At 66.3% G+C, this 21,745-nt stretch carries 20 protein-coding genes and 1 riboswitch; of the genes, 14 read left to right on the top strand and 6 right to left on the bottom strand.

What is annotated here, in order from left to right; genetic code table 11:
- Positions 1–22 precede the first annotated feature (22 nt).
- Positions 23–685, bottom strand: a complete 663-nt coding sequence (locus ACQCSY_RS18950; protein WP_427131181.1) for a hypothetical protein — start codon at positions 683–685, stop codon at positions 23–25.
- A gap of 4 nt (positions 686–689) precedes the next feature.
- A riboswitch (cyclic di-AMP (ydaO/yuaA leader) is annotated at positions 690–860 on the bottom strand.
- Positions 861–1,060: 200 nt separating this feature from the next.
- Between ACQCSY_RS18950 and ACQCSY_RS18945 the strand changes: the two genes are divergently transcribed.
- From ACQCSY_RS18945 to ACQCSY_RS18935, 3 genes are read left to right on the top strand one after another with little or no spacing between them, the layout of a single operon-like run.
- On the top strand, positions 1,061–1,315 hold the full coding sequence (locus tag ACQCSY_RS18945) for a hypothetical protein (RefSeq protein ID WP_427131180.1): 255 nt from the start codon (positions 1,061–1,063) through the stop codon (positions 1,313–1,315).
- A gap of 35 nt (positions 1,316–1,350) precedes the next feature.
- Entirely contained in the window at positions 1,351–1,788 is a 438-nt protein-coding gene (locus tag ACQCSY_RS18940; protein WP_427131178.1) for a hypothetical protein, read from the top strand.
- Positions 1,785–2,942 carry a cation:proton antiporter gene (locus ACQCSY_RS18935; protein ID WP_427131177.1) on the top strand — a complete coding sequence of 386 codons (1,158 nt, stop codon included), beginning with the start codon at positions 1,785–1,787 and terminating at the stop codon, positions 2,940–2,942. Before ACQCSY_RS18940 ends, ACQCSY_RS18935 begins: the two co-directional genes overlap by 4 nt.
- Before the next feature lie 36 nt (positions 2,943–2,978).
- On the opposite strand, the gene ACQCSY_RS18930 is transcribed toward ACQCSY_RS18935, so the two are convergent.
- Positions 2,979–3,644: a DNA alkylation repair protein gene (locus tag ACQCSY_RS18930; protein ID WP_427131175.1), complete on the bottom strand. Its 666-nt coding sequence runs from the start codon at positions 3,642–3,644 to the stop codon at positions 2,979–2,981.
- 92 nt (positions 3,645–3,736) lie between these two features.
- Between ACQCSY_RS18930 and ACQCSY_RS18925 the strand changes: the two genes are divergently transcribed.
- The 4 genes from ACQCSY_RS18925 (at position 3,737) to ACQCSY_RS18910 (ending at position 7,768) form a co-directional block, all read left to right on the top strand.
- On the top strand, positions 3,737–4,330 hold the full coding sequence (locus ACQCSY_RS18925) for a hypothetical protein (RefSeq protein ID WP_427131173.1): 594 nt from the start codon (positions 3,737–3,739) through the stop codon (positions 4,328–4,330).
- Positions 4,331–4,412: 82 nt separating this feature from the next.
- Entirely contained in the window at positions 4,413–5,837 is a 1,425-nt protein-coding gene (locus ACQCSY_RS18920) for a DUF222 domain-containing protein (RefSeq protein ID WP_427131171.1), read from the top strand.
- Positions 5,725–5,985, top strand: a complete 261-nt coding sequence (locus ACQCSY_RS18915; RefSeq protein ID WP_427135938.1) for an HNH endonuclease signature motif containing protein — start codon at positions 5,725–5,727, stop codon at positions 5,983–5,985. The genes ACQCSY_RS18920 and ACQCSY_RS18915 overlap by 113 nt, the downstream gene beginning before the upstream one ends.
- A 721-nt stretch (positions 5,986–6,706) precedes the next feature.
- Complete coding sequence (locus ACQCSY_RS18910) at positions 6,707–7,768, top strand: glycoside hydrolase family 16 protein (protein WP_427131169.1); 1,062 nt, start codon at positions 6,707–6,709, stop codon at positions 7,766–7,768.
- Between the two features lie 627 nt (positions 7,769–8,395).
- Here ACQCSY_RS18910 and ACQCSY_RS18905 read toward each other — a convergent pair.
- Entirely contained in the window at positions 8,396–9,049 is a 654-nt protein-coding gene (locus ACQCSY_RS18905; RefSeq protein ID WP_427131167.1) for an aspartate/glutamate racemase family protein, read from the bottom strand.
- A 341-nt stretch (positions 9,050–9,390) separates the two neighbouring features.
- Between ACQCSY_RS18905 and ACQCSY_RS18900 the strand changes: the two genes are divergently transcribed.
- Positions 9,391–10,512 carry an EAL domain-containing protein gene (locus tag ACQCSY_RS18900; protein ID WP_427131165.1) on the top strand — a complete coding sequence of 374 codons (1,122 nt, stop codon included), beginning with the start codon at positions 9,391–9,393 and terminating at the stop codon, positions 10,510–10,512.
- 10 nt (positions 10,513–10,522) lie between these two features.
- Here the strand turns inward: ACQCSY_RS18900 and ACQCSY_RS18895 are convergent, their stop codons facing one another.
- Positions 10,523–11,287 carry a glycoside hydrolase family 16 protein gene (locus ACQCSY_RS18895; protein ID WP_427131163.1) on the bottom strand — a complete coding sequence of 255 codons (765 nt, stop codon included), beginning with the start codon at positions 11,285–11,287 and terminating at the stop codon, positions 10,523–10,525.
- Between the two features lie 434 nt (positions 11,288–11,721).
- Here ACQCSY_RS18895 and ACQCSY_RS18890 point away from each other — a divergent pair, with 434 nt between their 5' ends.
- The 6 genes from ACQCSY_RS18890 to ACQCSY_RS18865 all read left to right on the top strand — a co-directional run bounded on the left by ACQCSY_RS18890 (position 11,722) and on the right by ACQCSY_RS18865 (position 16,912).
- Positions 11,722–12,972 (top strand): integrase catalytic domain-containing protein, encoded by a 1,251-nt coding sequence (locus ACQCSY_RS18890; protein WP_427129139.1) that lies wholly within the window; start codon positions 11,722–11,724, stop codon positions 12,970–12,972.
- A gap of 195 nt (positions 12,973–13,167) precedes the next feature.
- Positions 13,168–13,434, top strand: a complete 267-nt coding sequence (locus ACQCSY_RS18885; RefSeq protein ID WP_427131161.1) for a hypothetical protein — start codon at positions 13,168–13,170, stop codon at positions 13,432–13,434.
- A gap of 5 nt (positions 13,435–13,439) precedes the next feature.
- Positions 13,440–14,957, top strand: a complete 1,518-nt coding sequence (locus ACQCSY_RS18880; RefSeq protein WP_427131159.1) for a CHAD domain-containing protein — start codon at positions 13,440–13,442, stop codon at positions 14,955–14,957.
- A 196-nt stretch (positions 14,958–15,153) separates the two neighbouring features.
- On the top strand, positions 15,154–15,537 hold the full coding sequence (locus tag ACQCSY_RS18875) for a GGDEF domain-containing protein (RefSeq protein ID WP_427135936.1): 384 nt from the start codon (positions 15,154–15,156) through the stop codon (positions 15,535–15,537).
- Entirely contained in the window at positions 15,538–16,143 is a 606-nt protein-coding gene (locus tag ACQCSY_RS18870; protein WP_427131157.1) for a DUF1326 domain-containing protein, read from the top strand. It begins immediately after the preceding gene.
- A 106-nt stretch (positions 16,144–16,249) separates the two neighbouring features.
- A complete protein-coding gene (locus ACQCSY_RS18865; protein WP_427131156.1) occupies positions 16,250–16,912 on the top strand; it encodes a DUF2182 domain-containing protein in 663 nt (220 codons plus the stop codon).
- A 131-nt stretch (positions 16,913–17,043) separates the two neighbouring features.
- On the opposite strand, the gene ACQCSY_RS18860 is transcribed toward ACQCSY_RS18865, so the two are convergent.
- Positions 17,044–17,874 (bottom strand): MFS transporter, encoded by an 831-nt coding sequence (locus ACQCSY_RS18860; protein ID WP_427131154.1) that lies wholly within the window; start codon positions 17,872–17,874, stop codon positions 17,044–17,046.
- Between the two features lie 250 nt (positions 17,875–18,124).
- On the bottom strand, positions 18,125–21,679 hold the full coding sequence (locus tag ACQCSY_RS18855) for a choice-of-anchor D domain-containing protein (RefSeq protein ID WP_427131152.1): 3,555 nt from the start codon (positions 21,677–21,679) through the stop codon (positions 18,125–18,127).
- Positions 21,680–21,745 lie beyond the last annotated feature (66 nt).

The raw sequence follows: 21,745 nt of genomic DNA, 5'->3' as shown, positions 1-21,745 counted from the left end.
CTAGCCCCAATGGGGCTTAAGCTTAGGCGCGGACGAAGGTCACGCCGCCGGTAACGGTGAGCCAGGACAGCGGGTGCACGATCGTCTGGTTGGACCCGTTCATGCCGCCGCTGACGACCTGGCCGTTGCCGGCGTAAATGCCGACGTGGCCGGCCTGGACCACCATGTCACCGGGCACGGGAGTCCCGACGACGGTGCCGTAGTTCATGAACTGCATGGGGCCGAGGTCGCCGACCGGCTTGCCGGCTGCGCCGAGCGCCTTCTCCACCATGGCTGTGCAGTCCTGGGTGATACCCAGCTGGCCGTAGGCGGCGGAGAGCATGGCGGCGTTGAGGCCGCCGGCTGCCGGCGCCGCGGCGGGGGCCGGGGCGGCCTGGACCTGCACCGAAGCCTTGGGGGCTGCCGCCTGAGCTGCTGCGGCCGGGACCGCAACAGCCGGCTTGGGCTGCTCGATGACGGGAGCGGCCGTGGAGGTGACGGCAGGACGATCGAAGCTGATCTTGACGCTTGAATCGGCGCTGACCGGCGCGGCGACCTGGCCCTTGACATCAATGGACGACGCCGGCGCGGAGTCGCGCTGCACGGGGGCTCCCGCTGCGTTGGCGGCCATTCCGCTGGTGAGGACCAGACCGGATGCTGCGGCGAGGATGGCGGTTTGGCGCGCAAAAGTATTGATTGAAGACATGAATGTAGCCTCTCCCAATGCCTGCGAGGTGAGCTGTCGGATTCGGATGGGAGGCACCCGGCCGCACTCGGGGCCCGTCGTTGCGGGCTCTGTGCGGCTTCACCCCAAGACCTGCAGACGAGCAGGTCAAAAGTGGTTTCCCCGTCTCTGCCGGACGTTGAAGCGAATGGGCCCCGGGCCGCGGCAGAGTTAGGCAATCGGCTGGGGAGCGCCCGTATCGGAGACAACAGGCACTTATCCACCGTAACGCGGACCGCAGGCTAATGTCACATTCAGGTAACGGCAATCACGCTGCCGTCCGGTATTCCCATAGGGACGGCGGCTCTTCCGAGCATAGGATGATGCCGTCAGCATGTCCCCGAAGCGGAGGCCGAAATGAACAGCCACTGTGTTGCCATCTGCCAGCTGAGCAATCAGCCTCAGGAGGATTTTGATGTCAACACCGAGCTGCTGATCCTGGAAGGCAAGGACGTCCATGTCTCGACGTGGGACGCGGAACCCCGGGACGGCGGCTTTGACGCGCACGTCCTGAATGACCGCGTCGACGCTCTCGGTTTCATGGTGGTCACGGACTGGGAGTTCCTGGACGGCAAGGCCTACGCGGTGGTGGAACGGCGGACAGGCAGGTAAGAGCGCTGGCGGGTGGACGGGACTAGTCTCAATCCATGGCGAAGGAATCCAGGAAAAGCGACGACCCGGCCCCGGTTTTCTGGCTCGCGGAACCCGAGGAGCATGATTACCCGGCCGCGGAGCGGTACCTCACGCTGCTCACGGGCGCCGCCGGCGCCGCCGCCATCGTGCAGTCGTTGCGCAATGCGCCGGTGACGCATCAGCTCGCGAAAGACATTTTGCGTGCCTCTGGGCTGCCGCTCCTGACGGCCGACAACCCCCACGTCGCCGCTGATCTGGCCAAGATCGCCGCCGGCAAGGAGCTGTCCCCGGTGCTGCTGGTCCGGGGAGACCTCGACGCCGGCATCGCTGCCCAAGTCGCCGACGGGTACCACCGGATCTGCGCTTCCTTCCTGACCGACGAGAATACGGACATCCCCGTGAAGCTGGCAGATCCGGCGGCCCCGGGTCCGGCACGCCGCGGCGCGCCGTGACGTTCCTGTCCCTGGCGCTGATCGCCGTCGTCGCCCTGGCCGGCCCGGTGCTGGCGCTACGGGTGCGCTGGCGGCTGCCGGTGGTCTTGGGCGAACTGCTGGCAGGCATCGGGATCGGGCAGACGGGGCTCGCGCTGGTCGACTCGGGCGATCCCACCTTCAACCTGCTGGCGAACATCGGCTTTGCGCTGATGATGTTCGTGGCCGGAACCCATGTGCCGGTCAGGGACCCGCAGATTCGCTCCGCCCTCGGGAAGGGGTCCCGCCAGGCCGCCGCTGCTGCGATCGCGGCTGCGGTCATCGGAACCGGGGTGGGCCTGGTCTTCGGCACCGGGCATGCTCCCCTGTACGTGGTGCTGCTGGCGTCCTCGTCCGCTGCCCTGGTCCTGCCGATTGTTGATTCCCTGCGCCTGGGCGGACCCCAGGTGGTCGCCATGACCGCACAGGTGGCCATCGCGGACATCGCCTGCATTGTGGCGTTGCCGCTGGTTGTGGATCCGCCCAACGCCGGCCGCGCCGCGCTGGGTGCGCTCGCGGTGGCGGCGTGCGCAGCTGTGCTCTTTTTCGTGCTGCGCTGGCTGGAGCGCAGCGGCATCCGCGGGCGCATGCACCGGCTCTCGGAAAACCGCAAGTTCGCCCTGGAGCTCCGGATCCAGCTGGCCCTGCTCTTCGCGCTGGCAGGGGTGGCGAACTTCGGCCACGTGTCGGTGATGCTGGCCGGCTTTTCCTTCGGCCTGGTGGTCGGCGCCGTCGGCGAGCCGAGGCGGCTGGCCCGCCAGCTGTTCGCCGTCAGCGACGGCTTCCTGGGGCCGGTTTTCTTTGTCTGGCTGGGGGCGTCGCTGAACCTGAGGGACCTCGCCGGGCGCCCGGACATGATCGTTTTGGGCCTGGCCCTAGGGGTTGGAACGGTGCTGCTCCACTCCGGACTGGGGGTGCTTGGGCTGCCCCTGCCTCTGGGGGTTCTTTCCGCGGCACAACTGGGGGTGCCGGTTGCCGCGGCGAGCATCGGCACGCAGCTCCACGTGCTGCTGCCCGGTGAGGCGGCGGCCCTGCTGCTGGGCGCCCTCGTCACGATAGCCGCGAGTGCAGCCGCCGGATCGCGTGCCGCTAGGACTTTCTCTCAGCCCGCGGCCGGCGGAGACGCCAAACCCTGAACTTCGGTAGCTGTCTCCGGACGCTGCGCCGTGGCATCACTCGTCGACGACTGAGAAGTGCAGTTCCGGCCTCTTCTTCGTCATCTCATCGAGCACAAGGGAGATCGCTTCCCGGACCTCGGGCCCGTCTGCCCGTTTCCTGCCTGTCGCCGGGGACTCGCCCAGCACCGTGCAGGCGTGGCGGACAAATCGGTCCCAGTCCCCCGCGCCCGTTCGCAGCGGCCGGAGCGGGGACAGCAGGGCGGCACGGCGGAGCCAGACGTCCGGTTCCCGCACCCAGCGGTCCAGCACACTGTCCGCCCGCACCATGTCCGGCCTGTCCAGTCCCTCGAGCAGGGGTCCGATCACGTCGACGGCGAGCGGGTCGACGAGCGCGCGCACGTGCGCCTGCCGCACGAAGCCCTCTATCCGGGTCAGGTCCGAGTTGGTCAGAAGCGGGACATTGGATTGCAGCAGGACCACCGCCGCGAGCCGGCGCTCAAAGACGGGCACAGCCCACAATTCCGAGCTGAGCGCGGTGATGTCATCATGCAACAGGCCGGGATAACGGCGGCCGGCATCCCGGATCGTCCCGCGCACCGCGCCTACCGAGGCGCCGTAAAAACGCAGATCGCCGCCCAGACGGGACTGCGCCTCTTCTGCACGGCTCCACGACCCCTCCCGCTGCAGGGAGAGGTCGATGAAATCGCCGGCGTCACTCACTCGTCCATTCTTTCCCGTCGGCGGCGGGCAGGCGAACCCTCTGCCTAGACTGGCAGTGTCATGTCGTCCGAACGAAAGCGGTTTCCGTAACCATGCACCCCAAGCTCGCACTCGCCGTCGCACTGTCCGCTGTGATGCTGGGGGTGGCGTCGTGCGCGGCACCCGCGCCTTCGCCCGTGGGCAGCTCGAAGACGACGTCCTCCGCCGCCGGTTTTGCCTTGGACACCGCCGGCGCCCGTGAGCGGATCGCCCAGGCCGGACTCGCAGTCCTGACGGCGGAGGGAAACGTGCAGCATTTTCACGCCCACCTTGATGTGCTGAAGGACGGCCAGCCCGTTGCTGTGCCGGCCAACATCGGCATCACGGTGGGCCCGGGCAACAAGCCGGACGGCATCTCTGCCCTGCACACGCACGACACCAGCGGCGTCATCCACATCGAGTCGCCCACCGCGGGGCAGGTCTTCACGCTCGGGCAGCTCTTGACGGAATGGGGCGTGCTGGCGGGCGGCGGCGCCGCGGGGACGGGGAGCGGGCCGCTGGGCGGCTGGACCGCCTATGTCAACGGCAAGAAGTACGACGCCGGCGTCCGGGACGTCCCGCTGAAACGCCACGATGAAATCGTGCTGTCCTTCGGCGCGTCGCCGGCAAAGATTCCGGCCTCCTACGAGTTCCCGCCTAACGAGTAATACGGCGGCGGCGGCGCAGTTAGCGCGACGCCGTTGGCGCGACTCCATCATTACCGTCGTACCCCTCTGGCAGAGTTTAGTTATGGAAGCCATGAGGGAGTTCGCACCCTTCCAGGACACGGCCCGGGAAGCCGGCCAGACCGCGCGGCCTGGCTTGGACGCCGCTTGCCTGGATCGTGCACTCTCCTTGCTCCAAACTGTGAGCTCGACGGCGGTGGAGGACGCAGCGCTCCGGGGATTCCGCGCTGCCTCGGACTTCGCCGACCGGCTGGAGGAACTCTCCCGGACGGTGGAGTATCTGCAGATCGTGGCGGCCGGGGCCGTGGACCGGACCCGGAACCGGGCCGCAGCTTCCCCCGCGTCGGGCAGCAAGGGCTGGACCACCGGCTGGCGCGAGGATCCGACCACCAGCCCGGCCGGCAGCACCGGGAATCCGGACACCTCCGCAGGCCCGGACGCTCCCGGAGCCGTTGACGACGCGGGAGTCGATGACGGCTACCGGAACACCACGGAGTTCCTGCGCGCGCGGCTCCGGATCAGCGCCACGGAGGCCCGGCGCAGGCTGTCCCTGGCCGAAAGCATCCTGCCGCGCCACGGCATCGCCGGCCGGCTGCTGCCGGCCGCGCGCGCGGAACTGAGCGCCGCCGTCAGCTCCGGTATGGTGGCTTCCCGGGCCGCGACCACCATCGCCCTGGCCTTGGACCGGGTCCGGCACGCGTGCGACGCCGACGCCGCGGCCCGGATGGAACACGCCCTGACGCGCACCGCCGCCGAGAACGATCCCGACTTCCTCGTCCAGGTCGCACGGCGGTGGACCGACGCCCTGGACCAGGACGGCGCCGAACCCTCCGAAGAACTGCTGCGCCGGTTCCAGGGCGCCTTCATCCGCCGGACCCGCCACGGCCTCCACCACCTGGAGATCTACGCCACCACGGACCAGTTCGAACAGCTCGTGACGGTCATGAACACCGCCACGAATCCGCGCAGCAACGTCCAGGACGGGCCGGAGAGTACGCCAGGAGCGGCCGGCCTGGATCTCCGATCCCGGCCGCAGCGACTCCTCGACGGCCTCGTCGGCGCCTGCAAGGCCGCCCTCGCCGCCGGCACGCTGCCCGCCGCGGGAGGACTCCGTCCCCAGGTCATGGTCACCATCGACTACCGGGACCTGCTCGCCCGGCTGGGACACAGACGCAACGGCGGCAGGCGACACTGCCGCCGCGGGCCGGACACCGGAGCACACCGGCACGCTGCTGTTCACCGGGCCCGTCACAGCCTCCACGGTCCGGAAGATCGCCTGCGACGCCGACATCATCCCGGTCCTCCTCGGCGGCGAACGCCAGATCCTGGACATCGGCCGGACCTCCCGGATCTTCCCGCCGCACATCCGCAAGGCCATCACCGCCCGCGACCAGGGCTGCGCCTTCCCCGGCTGCACCCTCCCCGCACCGTGGTGCGAGGCCCACCACATCAGCTACTGGTCCCGCGGCGGGACCACCAGCACGGATAACGGCACACTCCTGTGCAGCCACCACCATCACCTCATCCACAAGGAACAATGGAGCATCCAGATCCGGACCGGGATCCCGTGGTTCATCCCGCCACCGCACCTGGACCCGCGCCAGGAACCCCGAAGAAACCACTACTTCAGGACATGAAGCAGCACTGCCGTCCGCCATTCGGGCTCGACGGCGTGTCGTGGATGGTGGCAGGGGGGAAGGGGCGCCGAGAAGCCTGGCGACACGGATCGTCACGGACCCCGGCACCGGCCAGCTCGTCACCATGGACTCCGCGCACGGCTCTTCCCGTCCGGGTATCGGCCCGCGACACGGCATCGAACTCCATACCCATACTGGCCACAGCTACCAGGCCACTGCTCCGCCGCCCCCCGGTACAGCCTTCATAGGAAAAGTCGGTGCGCTCCCTGAAACGCTGACGCCCATGACCGTACGGCAGAGCCGCGAAGTCCGCCGTCGGGCCAAGGCGCTCCAGCGTTCCTGGACAAGCCGGCGGTTAGCCGCGTAGCAGGGCGTCCGCCGGTGATGGTTCACCCGAAAAATCTCTGGCACCGGCGGCTCGCGATCGTTCTTCGCGAACCTGCGGAGGTCCGACCTACGATCTCATCTCGGTGTCATCGGCTTGCTTGCTAAGGTAACGATCAAGTAACGTTGGCGACTGGCCGTGAAGGCCTGGCCCTAATGCAGGGCCCCGGATGCCCGAACGCAGGGCCCGGTTGCGCCGATCGGCGCCTGCTCGCTCCGGCCCCCGTGGCAGGGGCCGGATGATGCTTCCCGCGCTCGTCATCGCCCTGGTTGTGATGGTCGTGTGCGTCAGTCCTAAGCCCGGAGGGGTTCTTTGTTCAAGAAAATAGCCATCGCAATGACCATGGGCGCACTGTCCCTGACGGGGTGCAGTGTCGCTCCCACGACAGATGGGTCCGCCCCACCATCCCAGGCCGGCCACGCGTCAAGCCCTGCGGCCGCCGCGTCGTCTGCCGCGGCAACGCCCGAATCATCAGCACCGGAGAGCGGGGCCGCTGCCGAAACTCCGGCGTCTCCCGCTGAAGCAGCGTCGGGCGAAGCAGCGCCCGAAGCAGCGACCGCGGCAGCTGCAGCAGCACCAGGCACAGCACCGGCCGCGGGTGCGGGTGCGGGTGCGGCCGGCGTCGAACCGGTCTCAGCAGGCACTGCACAGGCAGCCACCGCTGCAGGCCCGACGCCGGCCGTCGCCGCTGCAGCCCCGGATCCGGTCGCCCCGGCCGTCAACCAGGCAGCAGCCGCCTCGACGGGTGACGGCCCGCAAGCTGCCGCCGCCTTAGGCTGGGGTCCGGTCGTTGCCGGTGACGAGTTCTCCAACACTGGTGCACCGGACTCCACAAAGTGGAGTGTCTTTAAGGGAACCGGGCATGCCGGCAAGGGCGTCCGCAGCCCCGCCGCCTGGTCCGTTGCCAATGGTGTGGCCACGGTCAGCGGCGACGCAGCCGGTACCACCGGTGGCATGTCAGCAAAGTTCGCGCAGCAGAAGTACGGTAAGTGGGAAACGCGCATGAAGACCAATGCTCGAGACCCCCAATACCACCCGGTCATGATCTTGTGGCCCAACAACAACACCTCCCCCAACTGCGCCGAGGTCGACTACGCTGAGGGCGGCGCGGACACAACCACCATGAAGTTCTTCCTGCACTACGCCTGTGGTGGCTCGAATTTCCAGACGGCAGCGGCGAAGCCAATCGATAGCACGCAGTGGCACAACTACGCCGTGGAGTGGACCCCCGCAGGCATCACCGGTTACATCGATGGAGTAAAGACCTTCACCGACACCAACCCGGCGCACCTGCCCACGGTCGGCATGCACCAGACTCTGCAGCTCGACTGGTTCCCCAGCGGCCCCGCGCCCAAGCCCTCGCAGATGCAGGTCGATTGGGTCCGCGTCTACAAGTAAGACCAGCACCTGTCGCCGTGCGGCGAATCCCGGAGCATCAGCGGGATTCGCCGCGCTGCGATCGTGTGGCAGGGCCGTTGGAACCTCAGTCACGCATGCCAAGCAATTGACGAGCAAACGGATGCCGCGAGACGTCGAACGGAGGCGTCTACCGACGGAAAGACTGCCGCAGTCCTGGCGACTACAGCTGATACGTCAGCCCAGCTGATCCAGCAGAAGACTTCTGGAATCTGTTCAATCAGCCCATCAACGGCGGGGTGCTCGTTATCTGCGCGCAAGAGAACAGACTCGAGCTCTGAAGAAATAGCCCCTTCAATGCTCATTCTGCCGCGGCCTCGGACTAGAACCGGAGGCTCGGCACCCAGCAACAAGATCAGGGGTGTCTTTGTTCCAGCATGCGCCATCGTTGCCACATACTCGCGCGCCAACTGCCCAGGCAGAAATGAACTCGACCGAACACGTTTGGCTTCAACAAGGCCAAAGGCATTTGCAGATGTCTGCAGAGCGTCGGGCTGGACACTGAGCTGACCGCTGCCTGGACGGTGGGGCGCAAGCGTCATGTCCCCCGGCAGAAACTGGAGTTCGGCGTCCTCGACCTGATGTCGGTATCTACCGGGGTCAGGAATTTCAGGCCTTTCGAAGCTCCCGGGCTGCTACGGCAGAGATGAGCATGGAGCCGGCCGCCGCGACGGCGTCGACCACCGGTACCCCGAGCCTGTGGCGGAGAACCTCGGCCATGCCGATGCTGCTCAGCCCCGTACTGGCCTGGACGATGACGTCGGCGCCCGCATCAACGAGCATGTGGGCAGCGGCGAGCGCATCGAAGATGCCCGCGGGCATCAGAAACGCGTCGGGCGTTTCGACACCTTCGGCCCTATCGATGACCAGCATGCGTTCACCCAGCGAGTCAGAGATCGGGCCCGGAACATGGGCCCCGAGCCCCAGGACCCCGATCCTTCCACCAAAGGTCAGGGCCGCTGCCGCGGCGGCGGAACCGGCCCCGATGACAGGGATGTCCACGGCCGCGCGGGCTTCGGCCAGCCCGGGGTCCGAGGCGCAGCTGATAATGAGCGCATCGGCCTCTGCTGCCATTTCTCGCGCCAGCTGCACGACCTTGGGGGCGGCGGCCACCAGCGACGCTTCGTCGTACACCCCCGATGGCTGGTCGAAGATGCAGCGCGACGTGACCGTGAAGCCGAAGGTTTCCTGCAGCAGCCTCCCATGGGCGTGCAGCAGACGCCGGTCCGACGTCGTCAACACCCGAATAAGTCCAACACGCATCGTGCCTGCCTTCCCCGAACGGATTCCTTGATCCAACGCTAGCCGGACTGTATTTCCGCGCGTTTACGGGGAGGTGACCAACACGCGTTCATCGGACGCTTCAATCGTCAATCGGGGCCACGTCCTCAGTATCTGTGAAGGACAATCAGCCCATCGTCCCTGATCAGCGCGGCAGCGTCATGGAAAGAATTCCACTTCCGTAACGGCTCAGACCGATCGGTCTCGTTGTATTCTTCACTCACGGTCTTCCTCCCTCCCGAACCGGGGGCCCAGCCCCAGGATCGAGACGGGCGGCAGGCCGCTTCCGGGCTCAGCCGGAACGTAGACCAAAGGAATAGCCAATGTCGATGGAGTCGTCGTCCACGCCAGCACGCCCCGAGGGCCAATATCCGGACGTTGCGGCGGCCGGCTCGCCGCATCCCGCCGACGCCGCGGGGATCCGCCGGCAGGCCTCCGCAATTATCGAGGCCGTGCTCAAGGACTCTACGCCGGATCATGCACGGGTACGGGATCTGCTGCGCAAACACCTCGCCGCCCACCCCGGACGTCCGGAAAGAGCGCTTGTAGAACACCTGATTTCGCTTAAAGCCCTGACCGGGTTCCCTGCTGGCTCTCCGGATACACCGTCCCTGGTTGACGGGCCAGACACACCGACGCCAGCGGAAACGCGGGCCGGGGAAGGGCCGGGGAGCGGCCGGTCGAGGATCGAGGCGGTTCTAAAGGGCCGCATGCTGCTCACGGCGTTTCAGCCGATCCTCGAACTCTCCACCAGCGGGATCGTCGGCGCCGAAGCGTTTACGCGCTTCGTCACAGACGGGGGCGACACCGCATACTGGTTCGCGGAAGCCGCGGACGCGCGTCTCGGAAGCGATCTTGAATTCGCGGCCCTGGAATCTGCCCTCGCCGCGGCCCAGCATCTCCCGGACCATCTGTACGTGGCGCTGAAGCTGTCTCCAGCCACCTGCTTGGATCCCCTCCTGCCCGATCTCCTGTTGCAATCACCTCTGTCCCCCTGCCGCGTGGTCCTTGAACTCACCGAAGCCCCGACCGTGGAGCAGCCCGAAGCAATCGTCCGGGCGCTGGCGCCGCTTCGCCATCAGGGAGTCAGGATGGCCATTGACCATGCCGGCTCATACGCCGGCTCGGTCCGCCACATCAGCCAACTCCGGCCGGACTTCATCAAACTGGACCGCAACCTCATCGCCGGAATCGACACGGACGCTCTCCGCAATGCCCTCGGTGAAGCCATGACCGGGCTGGCTGAACAGATCGGCGCGGCGGTCATCGCGGAAGGCATCGAAACCGCTTCAGAACTTGCCACTGTCACCGCGCTCGGCATGACCGCCGCTCAGGGCTACTTCCTCGGCCGGCCCACCACCCGCCCCGAAGACTGGGCAGGCTGGATTCCCCGGGCAGAGAAATCGCCTTCCCGGATGAATCCCGACGGCGCCGTGCGGTCCTGAGGACCGGGAGTTAGTTATAGACACGGATCCAGTCGACCTGCATCTGACTTGGTGTGGTTGGGGTCCCGTCCGGGAACCAGTCCAGCTGGACCGTTTGGTGCATCCCCACAGGGGGCTGGTGTGCCGGGTTCGTGTCGGTGAACCAGGACACCCCGTCGATGTATCCGGTGATCCCGGCAGGCGTCCACTGGACGGCGTAATTGTGCCACTGGGTGGTGTCGATGGTTTGTGCTGCCCTGGTCTGGAAGCTCACGCCGCTGCAGGCGAAGTGCAGGAAGAACTTGATCTGTGTCGTATCGGAGCTTCCTTCGGCGTAGTCAACCTCGGCACAGTTGGGGGACGTGTTGTTGTTCGGCCACAGGAGCAGGACAGGATGGTATTTCGGATCCCGCGCACTGGTTTTCATCCGTGCCTCCCAGCGGCCGTACTGCTGCTGCGCGAACTTGGCTGACATCCCGCCGGTAGTGCCGGCCGAGTCGCCGCTAACGGTGGCCACACCGCCGCTCACGGCCCAGGCATTCGGGCTCCGGATCCCCTTGCCCGCATGCCCCGGACCGTTGTAGAGCTTCCATTTCGCCGGGTCCGGTGGGCCCGCGTAGTTGAACTCGTCCCCGGTCACCACCGGGCCCCATCCGTGAACGACGGCGGCCTGAGTACCGTCCGTGCTTGTCGCCGTTACTACGGCCGCCCGGTCCAGTGCGGGCGCCGGGCCTCCCCCCGCCAGACTAAAGATGCCTGCAGCGAGCAGTGCCGCCGTCGTACGTTTTACGAACATGACTCCTCCTGGTGCCTGAACCGCGTGACTGAAGTCTCCCGGAATAATCATTCGAACCCACTGCATGCAGCATCAGAAGGTGCCATGCCGCAGCCACCTTGACGAAATCCAAAGAGGCGCCCCCGATCATGGACGGGGTGGGGTGGAAGTCGTTCCGGGGCCGGTTTGAACCGCCTCAGCGGAGAAGTAGATCCACCTAACGAAGGACGAACGGCCGAATGGGGAGCCGGATCGGGACAAGGCCCTGACGACTAATGAAGACGAGCCGCCCAATCGGGACATCGGCTCACCGCATGAGTGTAGTGATTCCAAGGGTCGGCAACAAGGGAGCGACAAGACTCACGTATAGTGCTCGCGAAATGGGGTGCGTGCCTCATTTGATTAATGCTCGCGAAATGCCGGTGACCGCCCGAGTGCTGCGGTGTGCTTGGCGGATGGGTCAGTTGTCGATGGGTGCGCGTCGGGAGATCACGAAGAAGCATGCGGCCGAGTATGGGCGCGCGTCGAAGAAGGCCAAGGGGGTGATGCTGGATCAGCTGGTCGCGACGACGGGCTGGTCCAGGGCGAATACGAGACGGGCGTTACGGACGGCGCTGCAGCGGAAGGGCCCGGTGAAAGCGGTCAAACGCGTACCGCGGTCCCGTTCGTACGGGTATGACACGCTGAAGCTGCTGGTTCAGGTGTGGAACCTTGCCGGGCGTCCGTCCGGGAAGTATCTGGCCGCGACGATGGCCATCTGGCTGCCCAAGCTGGAGAGGTTTCACGAGCTGGACCAGAGACGTCTGAACGAGCAGACGCGGGCGCAGCTGCTCGCCGTTTCCGGGGCAACGATCGACAGGATGCTGAAGCCGACCAAGGACGGTGCGCGGATACTGGGCCTGTCCGGGACGAAACCCGGGCCGCTGCTGCGCAACTCGATCCAGGTCCGCAAGGCCGGGGATGAGCACGAACAGGCGCCGGGGTTCGTCGAGGCGGATCTGGTGCTGCACTGCGGCCCGACCCTGGCCGGGGAGTTCATCCGCTCCCTCACGGTCACCGATGTATTCACCGGCTGGACAGAGAACATTGCGATTAAGAACGGCGCCCACCGGTGGGTCCTCGAGGCTATGACAGGCATCGAGGCCAGGCTGCCGTTCCCGCTCGTGGGCCTGGATACCGATAACGGTGGTGAATTCATCAACCACGCCCTGATCAAATGGGCCGGTGAGCGGGACTTGTTCTTCACCCGGGCCAGGCCCTATAAATCCAACGACAACGCCCACGTTGAACAGAAGAACGGCGATGTGGTCCGCCGTCACGCCTTCCACTACCGCTACGACACTGCCGGTGAGCTGAGGCTGCTCAATGAGCTCTATCCGCTCGTGAGGGTGCGGCTGAACATGTTCACTGCGACCACGAAGGCCATCGGCTGGCGTTCGAACAGGAACGGAAGGAAGACCCGGATCTATGACAGGCCACGCACCCCGTACCAGCGCGTCATGGACTCAGCTGTCCTGACACCGGAGCGCGCCAGCGAGTTCGCCCGGCTCTTCAACGACACCAACCCCGCCGAACTGACGCGCGCCATCACCGCCATCCAACACAAACTCATCGCCTTGGCCAAAGACAAAACCAATGCCATCACCGCCGGCATTTCGCGAGCAGAAATAGCTGAGGCACCGGAACCTATTTCGCGAGCATCTTGACTTGAGGCACTACGGGGAGTAGCGACTGCCTGTTTTTCATTTGGGCGCTACAGTTTGGGCGCTACAGACGGGATCGGCTGGCCGAGACTGTCACGCGGTCCTACAATCGGCATGGACGCAACCGGCGAAGGCACCCCCGGTGACGGCCGAGGGGGATCACACCAGGTTCAGCGGTGCCGGCAGAGGATACTCAAAATGACCGACATTCGACGTCTCATCAGTTCCCTCCCCCCGGAAGACCTGGCCTTGCTCCAGGAACGCGGACGGGACCAGCGCTTGGACCGGGACATGCTGGACGCCATCGACCGCGCCGCCGGCGGGCCCGGCGAAGGCCGTGGTTACTATGTCGTGCGCGGCAGCCTGGAACCGCTGGAACACCGAAACTACTATCTTCGCGACGACGTCGCGGCTGCCGTGATCGCCCCAGCGACACCCGAAGGCGCCAACGGGCTGGACGCCTGAGCGCCATGGCGTCCACGGAGAGCCTGGAAACCGAACAAAAATTCGACGCCGACGCCTCAACTCCGCTGCCGGCGCTGCTGGACATCCCGGGAGTCGAGAGCGTCGCGGACCCGGTCGAGGACAGGCTCGAGGCCGTCTACTTCGACACCCCATCACTGTCCCTCGCCGCCCGACGGATCACCCTGCGGCGCCGCACCGGCGGAACCGACCACGGATGGCACCTGAAAATCCCCGCCGGCACGGACCAGCGGCGGGAACTCCACGCACCGCTGGGACAGCCCGAAACCGTGCCGGAAGAGCTGATCAACCATGTGGCCGTGTATGTCCGCGGTGAAGACCTCCGGACCATCACACGGCTGACCACCCGACGCACCACACACCGGCTGTACGGCCCGGGCGGTGAGCACCTTGCCGACTTCGCCGACGACCGCGTCCATGCCGAGACCCTGCACCCGGGCCAAACAATGCAAAACTGGCGCGAATGGGAAATTGAACTCGTCCACGGCGCCCCGCAACTCTTCACCGCAGCCGCGGAACCTCTCGCCGCAGCCGGTGCCCGCCCCTCACAATATGCCTCCAAACTGGCCCGGGCGCTCGGCGACGCCTGGCCGCCCGCACGCGCCCGCCATTGGGAAGAACCGCGAAAGAAAGGACCGGCGGTCGCCGTCGTCATCGCCTACCTGGACGGGCAGATCAACGCACTGTTCACCCACGACGTCGGCGTGCGGCAGGAAACGCCGGACGCCGTCCACGCCATGAGATCGGCGACCCGCCGGGCCCGATCCGCCCTCCGGACCTACCGGACACTCTTCAACAAAACCGAACTTAAAAAGACAGCGGACGAGCTCAAATGGCTCGCCCGGATCCTGGGCCAGGCGCGCGACGCCGAAGTCATGCGCGACAGGCTCGGCCAGCACATCCACGATCTGGGGCTGGAAGACGCTGCCGGGACCCTACTCGCAGCCCTCGAACTCGAACTCGGCACCGCCTACAACACCGGATACCAACGGGTAATCAAGACCCTCCGGACGGGACGTTACTACCGGCTGCTGGACAGGCTCGAAATCTTCCGCGACCATCCGCCCGCCACCTACCTGGCCTCCCGGCCGGCCCGCAAGATGAGCGCAAAACTGGTCGACCAGGCGGCCAAACGCCTGCGCCGCGCACACAAGGCCGCCAAGCGCTCCGAGGAAGGCTCCGCGAACGACGCCGCACTGCATCAGGTGCGTAAAGACGCCAAACGCCTGCGGCACGCCGCGGAATCGGTCGCCGGAATCCATGGGAAACCCGCCCGCAAACTCGCGAAGGCCGCCCGACTGGTGCAGAAAATCCTGGGCGACCATCAGGACAGCGTCATGGCCCGCGCGTTCCTAGGCAGGTTGGCCGCCGAACCCGACCTGCCCGAACGCACAGCCCAGGCCTACAACAGGCTCCACACCCTCGAAGAACGCATCGCCCACGACACCGAGGCCAAATACCGCAAAGCCATGAAAAAGACCGGCCGCATCCGGCTGCGCACCTGACCGGTACTGGCCGCCAATAAGAACCGGTGACCATTGATCCCGGCAATCCCGGCCGGCCCCGCGCTCCGCTCATCCCTCCCTCGGCGAAGGCGGCGAGGCGCTGGTTCTACCGAGTCACACCCCTCAGCTGAGATCGAGGCGCTGTTCCGCGCCGACCGTGGTCTTCGTGGGGTCATGATCGACGTCGACGGCGCGCCTGAGCTCTGAAGCGGGACCAGTTGGACGACAAGATGACCAGTCGTTTGGGTTCTGGCCGGGCACTCAATGCACGCGTCGTTGCAGCCAACTTGTTGAGGGCCTGTTTCAGGTCTTCCGTCAGGCTGCACTCCGTGACCCGTTGACCGGCTTGGCGAACAGGCGGCTTGTGGAAGAGCGCGAACCGTCTCTAATGGGCAGCACCGACTCGTCCCGGGCAACGGTACTCTACGTCGACCTCGATGATTTCAAGGTCACCAACGACACCTTCGGCCACCGGACGGAGGACGCTCGTTCGCCCTCGTGGTTATCCCTGCGGTATGGACAGTGCCCGGAGGCGGGAGGAAACTTCACACTATGGGGGCCATTTTGGAAGGAGCATTAGATGGCCTGGCATATTGAAGGAACATATTTTGAGAACTGTAATTGCGACATGGTCTGCCCTTGCTCGACCTCCGGGCTGACGGCACCGGCGCACAATGACCGCTGCCTCGTGGCCTTGGCGTTCCATGTTGACACGGGCGACGTAAACGGCGTCGACGTCGGCGGTCTCACCGTTTGCGTCGTTGCGGATGCACCGGCAGTCATGAGCGAGGGTAGCTGGAAGGTCGGCGTTTTGATGGATTCGGCCGCGTCAGCCGGGCAGGCCGAGGCGCTCGGTGCGGTGTTCGGCGGCCAGCTCGGCGGCCCGATGCAGGGACTGGGTCCGTTGATTGGCGAAATGGTGGGGATGGAGTCATTGGACGTGGCGTATTCCGACGACGGGCGGCGGCATCAGGTCCGGATCGGTAAAGCCGTGGACATGACTGTGGAGGACTTCGTTTCGCCGCTGGACTCCACCGAACGCGGGGTGAGGGTCAGCGGGATTGGTTTCCCCGCCGATACTTTGGCGGTTGGCCGGTCCGTCGCTTCGCGCGTCGATGTGTTCGGAATGACCTGGGACAACACGGGGAAGAACTCGTTCTCAGCCCCGTTTGCCTGGTCGGCATAAAGTGCCGGGGCGCACGTATCTCGCGGCGAGCCACCGTGCCTCACTACTCGCCTTGATAGCGTGCGCCCTCCTCGCGTGGTATTTCACTATCGCGGACTCGGCTGGCATGTCCGCAGGCCAGGGGTCGATGGGAGTTGGCCTGGCCGGTTTCCTCGCGGCGTGGACGCTGATGATGGCGGCCATGATGCTGCCCGCGCTGGCCCCTCTCACATCGATGTACCTCAGGTCCATTAGCGCCGTTCCCAGTAGCCGGGTGAAGGCGGCCCGCACGATGGCTCTACTCAGCGGCTATCTTGCGACGTGGATCGGGTTCGGCGTCTTGGCCTACGCGGCAACTGTCCTCACCGCGATGATGGCCGCGGACGCGCCGGATCTCGCTCCCTGGGTTGGCGCTGGACTCATCCTTGCAGCCGGCGTTTACCAGCTCACCCCGCTCAAGGACTTTTGCCTCAGCCACTGCCGCTCACCGATGGCGTTCTTGCTGCACGTGTCCGGTTACAAGGGGCGGTTTCGTGATCTGCAGGTCGGCCTGTACCACGGGCTGTACTGCATCGGTTGCTGTTGGGGGCTGATGGTGGTGCTCATTGCCGTGGGAGTGATGAACCTGGCGTGGATGGTGGTGCTTGCCGCGACTATCCTGCTGGAAAAGACTTGGAAACACGGCCGTGCTTTCAGCCGGGTCACCGGGGTGTCACTGATAGTTTTCGCGTTCTTCGTGCCCGCGTATCCATGGCTTCTGCCCGGACTTTACATGACCCCAGCCATGTAAGTCCGATGACCCACGCAGGACAGACTTCTGTCCGCGCCAGTCTCCGGCCCCTTAGCCCTTGGCGCGGGTCAGATACGTGGGCATGTAAGACGTGAGCGCATAGCCAACCGTGTTGGCCGCGGCCACGAGAATCATGGCCAGCAGGATAAGGCGCCAGTGCGCCGTGACAATGCCCGCCCGGCCCAGGGGCGAGGCGGCGTTCGCTGCCGCGGAGTCCTTCGCGCTGGCCTCCTGCGCCGCCAAGGTCGCCTTGAAGGCTGGGGACTCCTCGACTTCATGCGGAAGTAGATGGCGATCAGGCCCAGGGGGCCGGCAACCAGGAATGGCAGCCGCCAGGCCCAGGCTTCCATGGCGGGCTGGCCCAGAGTCAGCTGCAGCACCGAAACCAGCGCCGCACCCGTGGCGAAGCCGAGATAGCTTCCCATGTCCAGGAAGCTGGCAAAGAAGCCGCGGCGCGCGTCAGGCGCATGCTCGCTGACGAAGGTGGTGGCGCCGGCGTATTCGCCGCCGGTGGAAAAGCCCTGGATCAGATTGGTCAGGACCAGCAAAACGGCGGCCCAGCTGCCGATCACGGCGTAGCCAGGCAGCAAGCCCACGGTCAGGGTCGAGGCAGCCATGATGATCAGCGTCATGGCCAGGACCTTCTGGCGGCCGATCTTGTCGCCCAACCACCCGAAGAAGACACCGCCCACGGGGCGGGCTATGAAGGTGGCCGCGAAGGTTCCTAACAGGAACAGGATCTGGACGGACTTGTCCGCTTCCGGGAGGAAGACCGGACCCAAGGTAGTGATCAGGTAACCAAACACGCCGACGTCATACCATTCCATCGTGTTACCCACGACGGTCCCGCCCAGCGCCTTCCCCAGCACGGGCCGGTCAACAATGTTGATGTGTGAAACTTTTAGGCGCCGCTTCAGCAGGGGGCTTTCGGTGTTCCCTGCGGTGCTCTTGTCTTTGGACACTGGAGATTCTCCCGTGGATGTGAATCCTGCCTTTGCACCCCCAATTAGGGCTACTCCCGATCCATCAAATCCAATCTGCCGCGCACCTTGAATCATGCGCAGAAACGGCCCCGCTCGCCTCTGGCGTGCGGGGCCGATTCAGGATTCAGGCTCGACTGTGAGATCCATTCGGCATCGCGTCCGGAATGCGTCGAGTGGGCCAGACACTCGCGGCCTCCTCATCAGCCGGGCACGTTCAGCGGCGCTGGCGCTATCCGCTAACCTTTTTTGTCGTCGAGTTCCAGATCAGCCGACCGCCACGGAAATCCGATGCCCGGCCGACGGGAACCGAGTACTCGTCGCTGGTCGGATAGCCCAGCCGGCTTGTCTCCCAGCCCATCGATGCCCACTTTGCCCGGATCGCGCCCTGCACCCCATGGGCGCCGGTCGTCGGCGTAAAGTAGATCGAGGACCCACCCGAACCGGAGAAGTGGTTGTACCGCCCCACACCGTCCGGCGTGCCCTTCTCATCGGTGGTCGGATAGCCCAGCGGGCCTGTCTCCCAGCCCAGTGACGCCCACTTGGCCCGGATCGCACCCAGGACAAAGTGCGCCCCGGTCGCCGGCGTCCAGTAGATCGAGTTCCCACCCGAACCGGAGAAGTGGTTGTACCGCCCCACCCCGTCCGGCGTGCGCTTCGAGTCGGTGGTCGGATAGCCCAGGCCTGTCTCCCAGCCCAGCGACGCCCACTTGGCCCGGATCGCACCCAGGACCGAGTGCGCCCCGGTCGTCGGCGTCCAGTAGATCGAGGCCCCATCCGAAGCGGAGAAGTGGTTGTACCGCCCCACCCCGTCCGCCGTGCCCTTCGAGTCGGTGGTCGGATAGCCCAGGCCTGTCTCCCAGCCCAGCGACGCCCACTTGGCCCGGATCGCACCCAGGACAAAGTGCGCCCCGGTCGTCGGCGTCCAGTAGATCGAGGCCCCACCCGAACCGGAGAAGTGGTTGTACCGCCCCACCCCGTCCGGCGTACCCTTCTCGTCGGTGGTCGGGAAGCCGAGGATGCCGGCGGCCCCGCCCGCGGCCTGGTAGCGGGCGTAGATCCCGCCGTTGACCGCGTGCGCCCCTGTCGCGGGCGACCAGCAGATCACCCCTCTCACGTAGTCCTGACACTTCCCTCCCGGCACGGCGTACTCCAAGGTGAGCGACCGACCGAGGGCCGAGCGCGGGTCGCCGGCGCCGATCTTCCACGCGTAGGCAGCGATCGGGTCGTCGGTGCCTTTCCCGGTGAGCATCACCATCAGCGCGCCTTGGCCGTCGTCCGCGGTGATCAGGTAGAAGGTGTCCTGCGTCCCGGCTTGCCCGACAACCGACGGCGTGAAGGTCACGCTCTGGTACGCGGATTCACCCGCGGGGATTTTCAGGCCCTCGGCGATGGGAGTGGTCGTTGAGAAGACCCCCTGCGGCGCCTTCGCCTTGGTGACGGTCATCGGGACGTTGCCGGTGTTCTGTATCTGGAAAGCCCTGGTGACCGATGTCCCGATGGGGACGTCACCGAAGTCCAGCGAGGGCGGCAGCTGCAGGTGCGCCGCTCCGGAGACGGCGGTCGCGGTCACCGCCACGGTCACCGGACCGCGGTCACTGACGACAACCAGCGAGTCGGTCACCGGATTCGCCGTAGTGGGACTGAAGATCAGAGACACCGGAACCGATGCGAGGGGTTGGATCTTCTGCCCCACGACCGGCACCGTGGACGCGTCGACGCTGAGCTCGGCGTTGGCCGGCAAGGTGACGCCGGTGATCGTGGCGACGGTTGTGCCGGTGTTGACGATGTTGACAGTCTGCCGGCTGACCGTCTGGGTCGGCACGTCGGTGAACTGGAGCGCGGCCGGTGTCGCGCCCAGGCCATCCTTCGTGCCGACGCCGTGGACGCCGAGGAGGTCTGTCTCGCCGTCGGACGTTTTGACCGTCAGCGTGCCGTCAGCCTGTCCGGCAGCCGTCGGCTTGAAGGTCACCGGGACCGTGAGGCTGCCGCCCTTCGACAGCGTCCGAGGCAGGGTGATCGTTCCGATCCCGAACGGGGCGCCGGTTGTGACGGAGCTGACCGTCACCGCCCGGGACGCGGTGATCGTCACAGTGCCAGCCCGGGTGGCGCCCACCTGGGCCGTGCCCAGGTCGGTGTTCGCCGCCCCAACCGCCGCGGTTGTCGGGGCGCCGAAGGCGAGCACATGCCCGTCGCGGGTGCCGACGTACACACGGCCATTGTCGGTGGCCACCGTGGAGAACTTGGCAGCTGTACCCAGTGGGGCGCTGAACACCTGCTTGAGCTGACCGGTGCTGTCCGGGAGTGCGCGGTAGGCCCGCAGTTCCGCACCGGCCCCGGTCCCTCCGGTGACGTAGACCACCCAGACAAGGGCGGAGGACCCGTCCGTGCCGGAGGAGGTCACCGCCGGCGCACCGGAGCTGAACCCGAACGTGCCGGCGGACGTCCCCACGGCGGCGAGGCTGATCCCGCCCGTGATGCTCGGCACGAGCTTGAACGCGCGCAGGTAGCCGTTGTTCTCGACGTCGTAGAGGTACCCGCCGCTGCTCGTCCCGAGGAACGCGGGCCGTCCCCACACTCCGTTGTACGGACCGGCTTTGTCGAGGACGGCATCGGTTCCGCCGGACCCCTGCGCCATGCCGCCCAGGTTGTCTCGGTCCAGCAGGTAGACGTGGCCGTCTTTACCGACTTGGGCCATCAGGTGCGGGTGCGCCGAGGTGCCATAGCCGTTCGGGATAGCGATCGGGGCACCGGAACCGAGGTCGGCGTCGTTTAGGTTCAGCTTGGCGTTGGCGGCGGGGCTGAAGAAGTCGGTGGGCTTGAGGTTGCCGTCACCGCCGACCTGGAGCCGGACCACCGACTCCGCCAGGGTGGCGGGAGGCGTCTTGCCCGGGCCGGCCTTCGGGGAGATACCGTTCCCGGTGGCGAACAGGATCTGACCGGCACCGTCGGACACCAGTCCTCCGCCGGACTGCCAGACCCCACCCTCCGCGTTGCTGTTGCCAGACTCGGTGGCCCACATCGTTGTCTGCCGGCCGCTGGTCGACACGCCGACGATGTATCCGACGAAGGGGGTGTAGTCGCAGTGGGCGCCGAAGCCCGCGTACACCACCCCGTTCATGAGCAACAGCCCGGGCCGCTGCATCGCGGTCATCGCGTTGAACGGGCGGGTCGGGTCGTTGGTCGGGGCGCCCTCGATGAGGACGGGGAACCCGGGCTTCTCCGCCCCTGTGACCACATCGAGAGAGTGCATGTACCAGTGCGGGAGCTGGGCATTCGCTCCGTCGTTCGTCTTCGCAAGCAGGAAGACGCTCTTTGTCGCCGGGTCGTAGACCGGAGTGGACGTGATTCCGATGTTGGGCGTGAGGTCACCGCAGCCGACGGTCGACGCCGGCCAGGCCGGCCCGAGGGCGCGCGTCCACTTCGCCGCGCCCGTGGCACTGTCCAGCCCGTAGACGGCATTATTCTCCGTCGCGGCAATCACGGTGGCGCCGACCACGAGTGGCTGGGCATAGACCTGCCCGTCCACGGTCGCGGAGAACAGTTTGCCGAAGTTCGAGGACGCGACCGACGACGGCGAGAGCGCGCTCTCGTTGCTGTCCCATCCAGTCCGCAGCGAATCGTGGGCGATCGTCCCTACGTCCGCCGAGACGGTGCCGCTCACGGTCAGCCCGGCAAGTGCGAGCAGTGCCGACAGCAGGGCAGCCCACGCGCGTCGGGACCACCGGGAGTGTCGGGAGAAAGATGCGAGGAACGCGGGGGCCCGTTCCTGCCGGGTGACTGTCACCCCACGCCCACGCCCACCGCGCGGGCCGCGAAAGGAGCGGCCGGACAACACCCAAAGTTTTGATTG

It is taken from the genome of Pseudarthrobacter sp. S9, from assembly GCF_050156545.1.
Classification (GTDB): Bacteria; Actinomycetota; Actinomycetes; order Actinomycetales; family Micrococcaceae; genus Arthrobacter.
The sequence above is the reverse complement of the archived record's forward strand: the minus strand, read 5'-3'. Positions and strand labels throughout refer to the sequence as shown.

Coding starts and splice junctions, on each gene's coding strand:
- ACQCSY_RS18950 (WP_427131181.1), bottom strand. CDS start 685: ATGTCTTCAATCAATACTTTTGCGCGCCAAACCGCCATCCTCGCCGCA.
- ACQCSY_RS18895 (WP_427131163.1), bottom strand. CDS start 11,287: ATGTTCGTAAAACGTACGACGGCGGCACTGCTCGCTGCAGGCATCTTT.
- ACQCSY_RS18880 (WP_427131159.1), top strand. CDS start 13,440: ATGGCGTCCACGGAGAGCCTGGAAACCGAACAAAAATTCGACGCCGAC.
- ACQCSY_RS18870 (WP_427131157.1), top strand. CDS start 15,538: ATGGCCTGGCATATTGAAGGAACATATTTTGAGAACTGTAATTGCGAC.
- ACQCSY_RS18885 (WP_427131161.1), top strand. CDS start 13,168: ATGACCGACATTCGACGTCTCATCAGTTCCCTCCCCCCGGAAGACCTG.
- ACQCSY_RS18905 (WP_427131167.1), bottom strand. CDS start 9,049: ATGCGTGTTGGACTTATTCGGGTGTTGACGACGTCGGACCGGCGTCTG.
- ACQCSY_RS18945 (WP_427131180.1), top strand. CDS start 1,061: ATGAACAGCCACTGTGTTGCCATCTGCCAGCTGAGCAATCAGCCTCAG.
- ACQCSY_RS18925 (WP_427131173.1), top strand. CDS start 3,737: ATGCACCCCAAGCTCGCACTCGCCGTCGCACTGTCCGCTGTGATGCTG.
- ACQCSY_RS18900 (WP_427131165.1), top strand. CDS start 9,391: ATGTCGATGGAGTCGTCGTCCACGCCAGCACGCCCCGAGGGCCAATAT.
- ACQCSY_RS18890 (WP_427129139.1), top strand. CDS start 11,722: ATGGGTCAGTTGTCGATGGGTGCGCGTCGGGAGATCACGAAGAAGCAT.
- ACQCSY_RS18940 (WP_427131178.1), top strand. CDS start 1,351: ATGGCGAAGGAATCCAGGAAAAGCGACGACCCGGCCCCGGTTTTCTGG.
- ACQCSY_RS18910 (WP_427131169.1), top strand. CDS start 6,707: ATGACCATGGGCGCACTGTCCCTGACGGGGTGCAGTGTCGCTCCCACG.
- ACQCSY_RS18865 (WP_427131156.1), top strand. CDS start 16,250: ATGTCCGCAGGCCAGGGGTCGATGGGAGTTGGCCTGGCCGGTTTCCTC.
- ACQCSY_RS18920 (WP_427131171.1), top strand. CDS start 4,413: ATGGAAGCCATGAGGGAGTTCGCACCCTTCCAGGACACGGCCCGGGAA.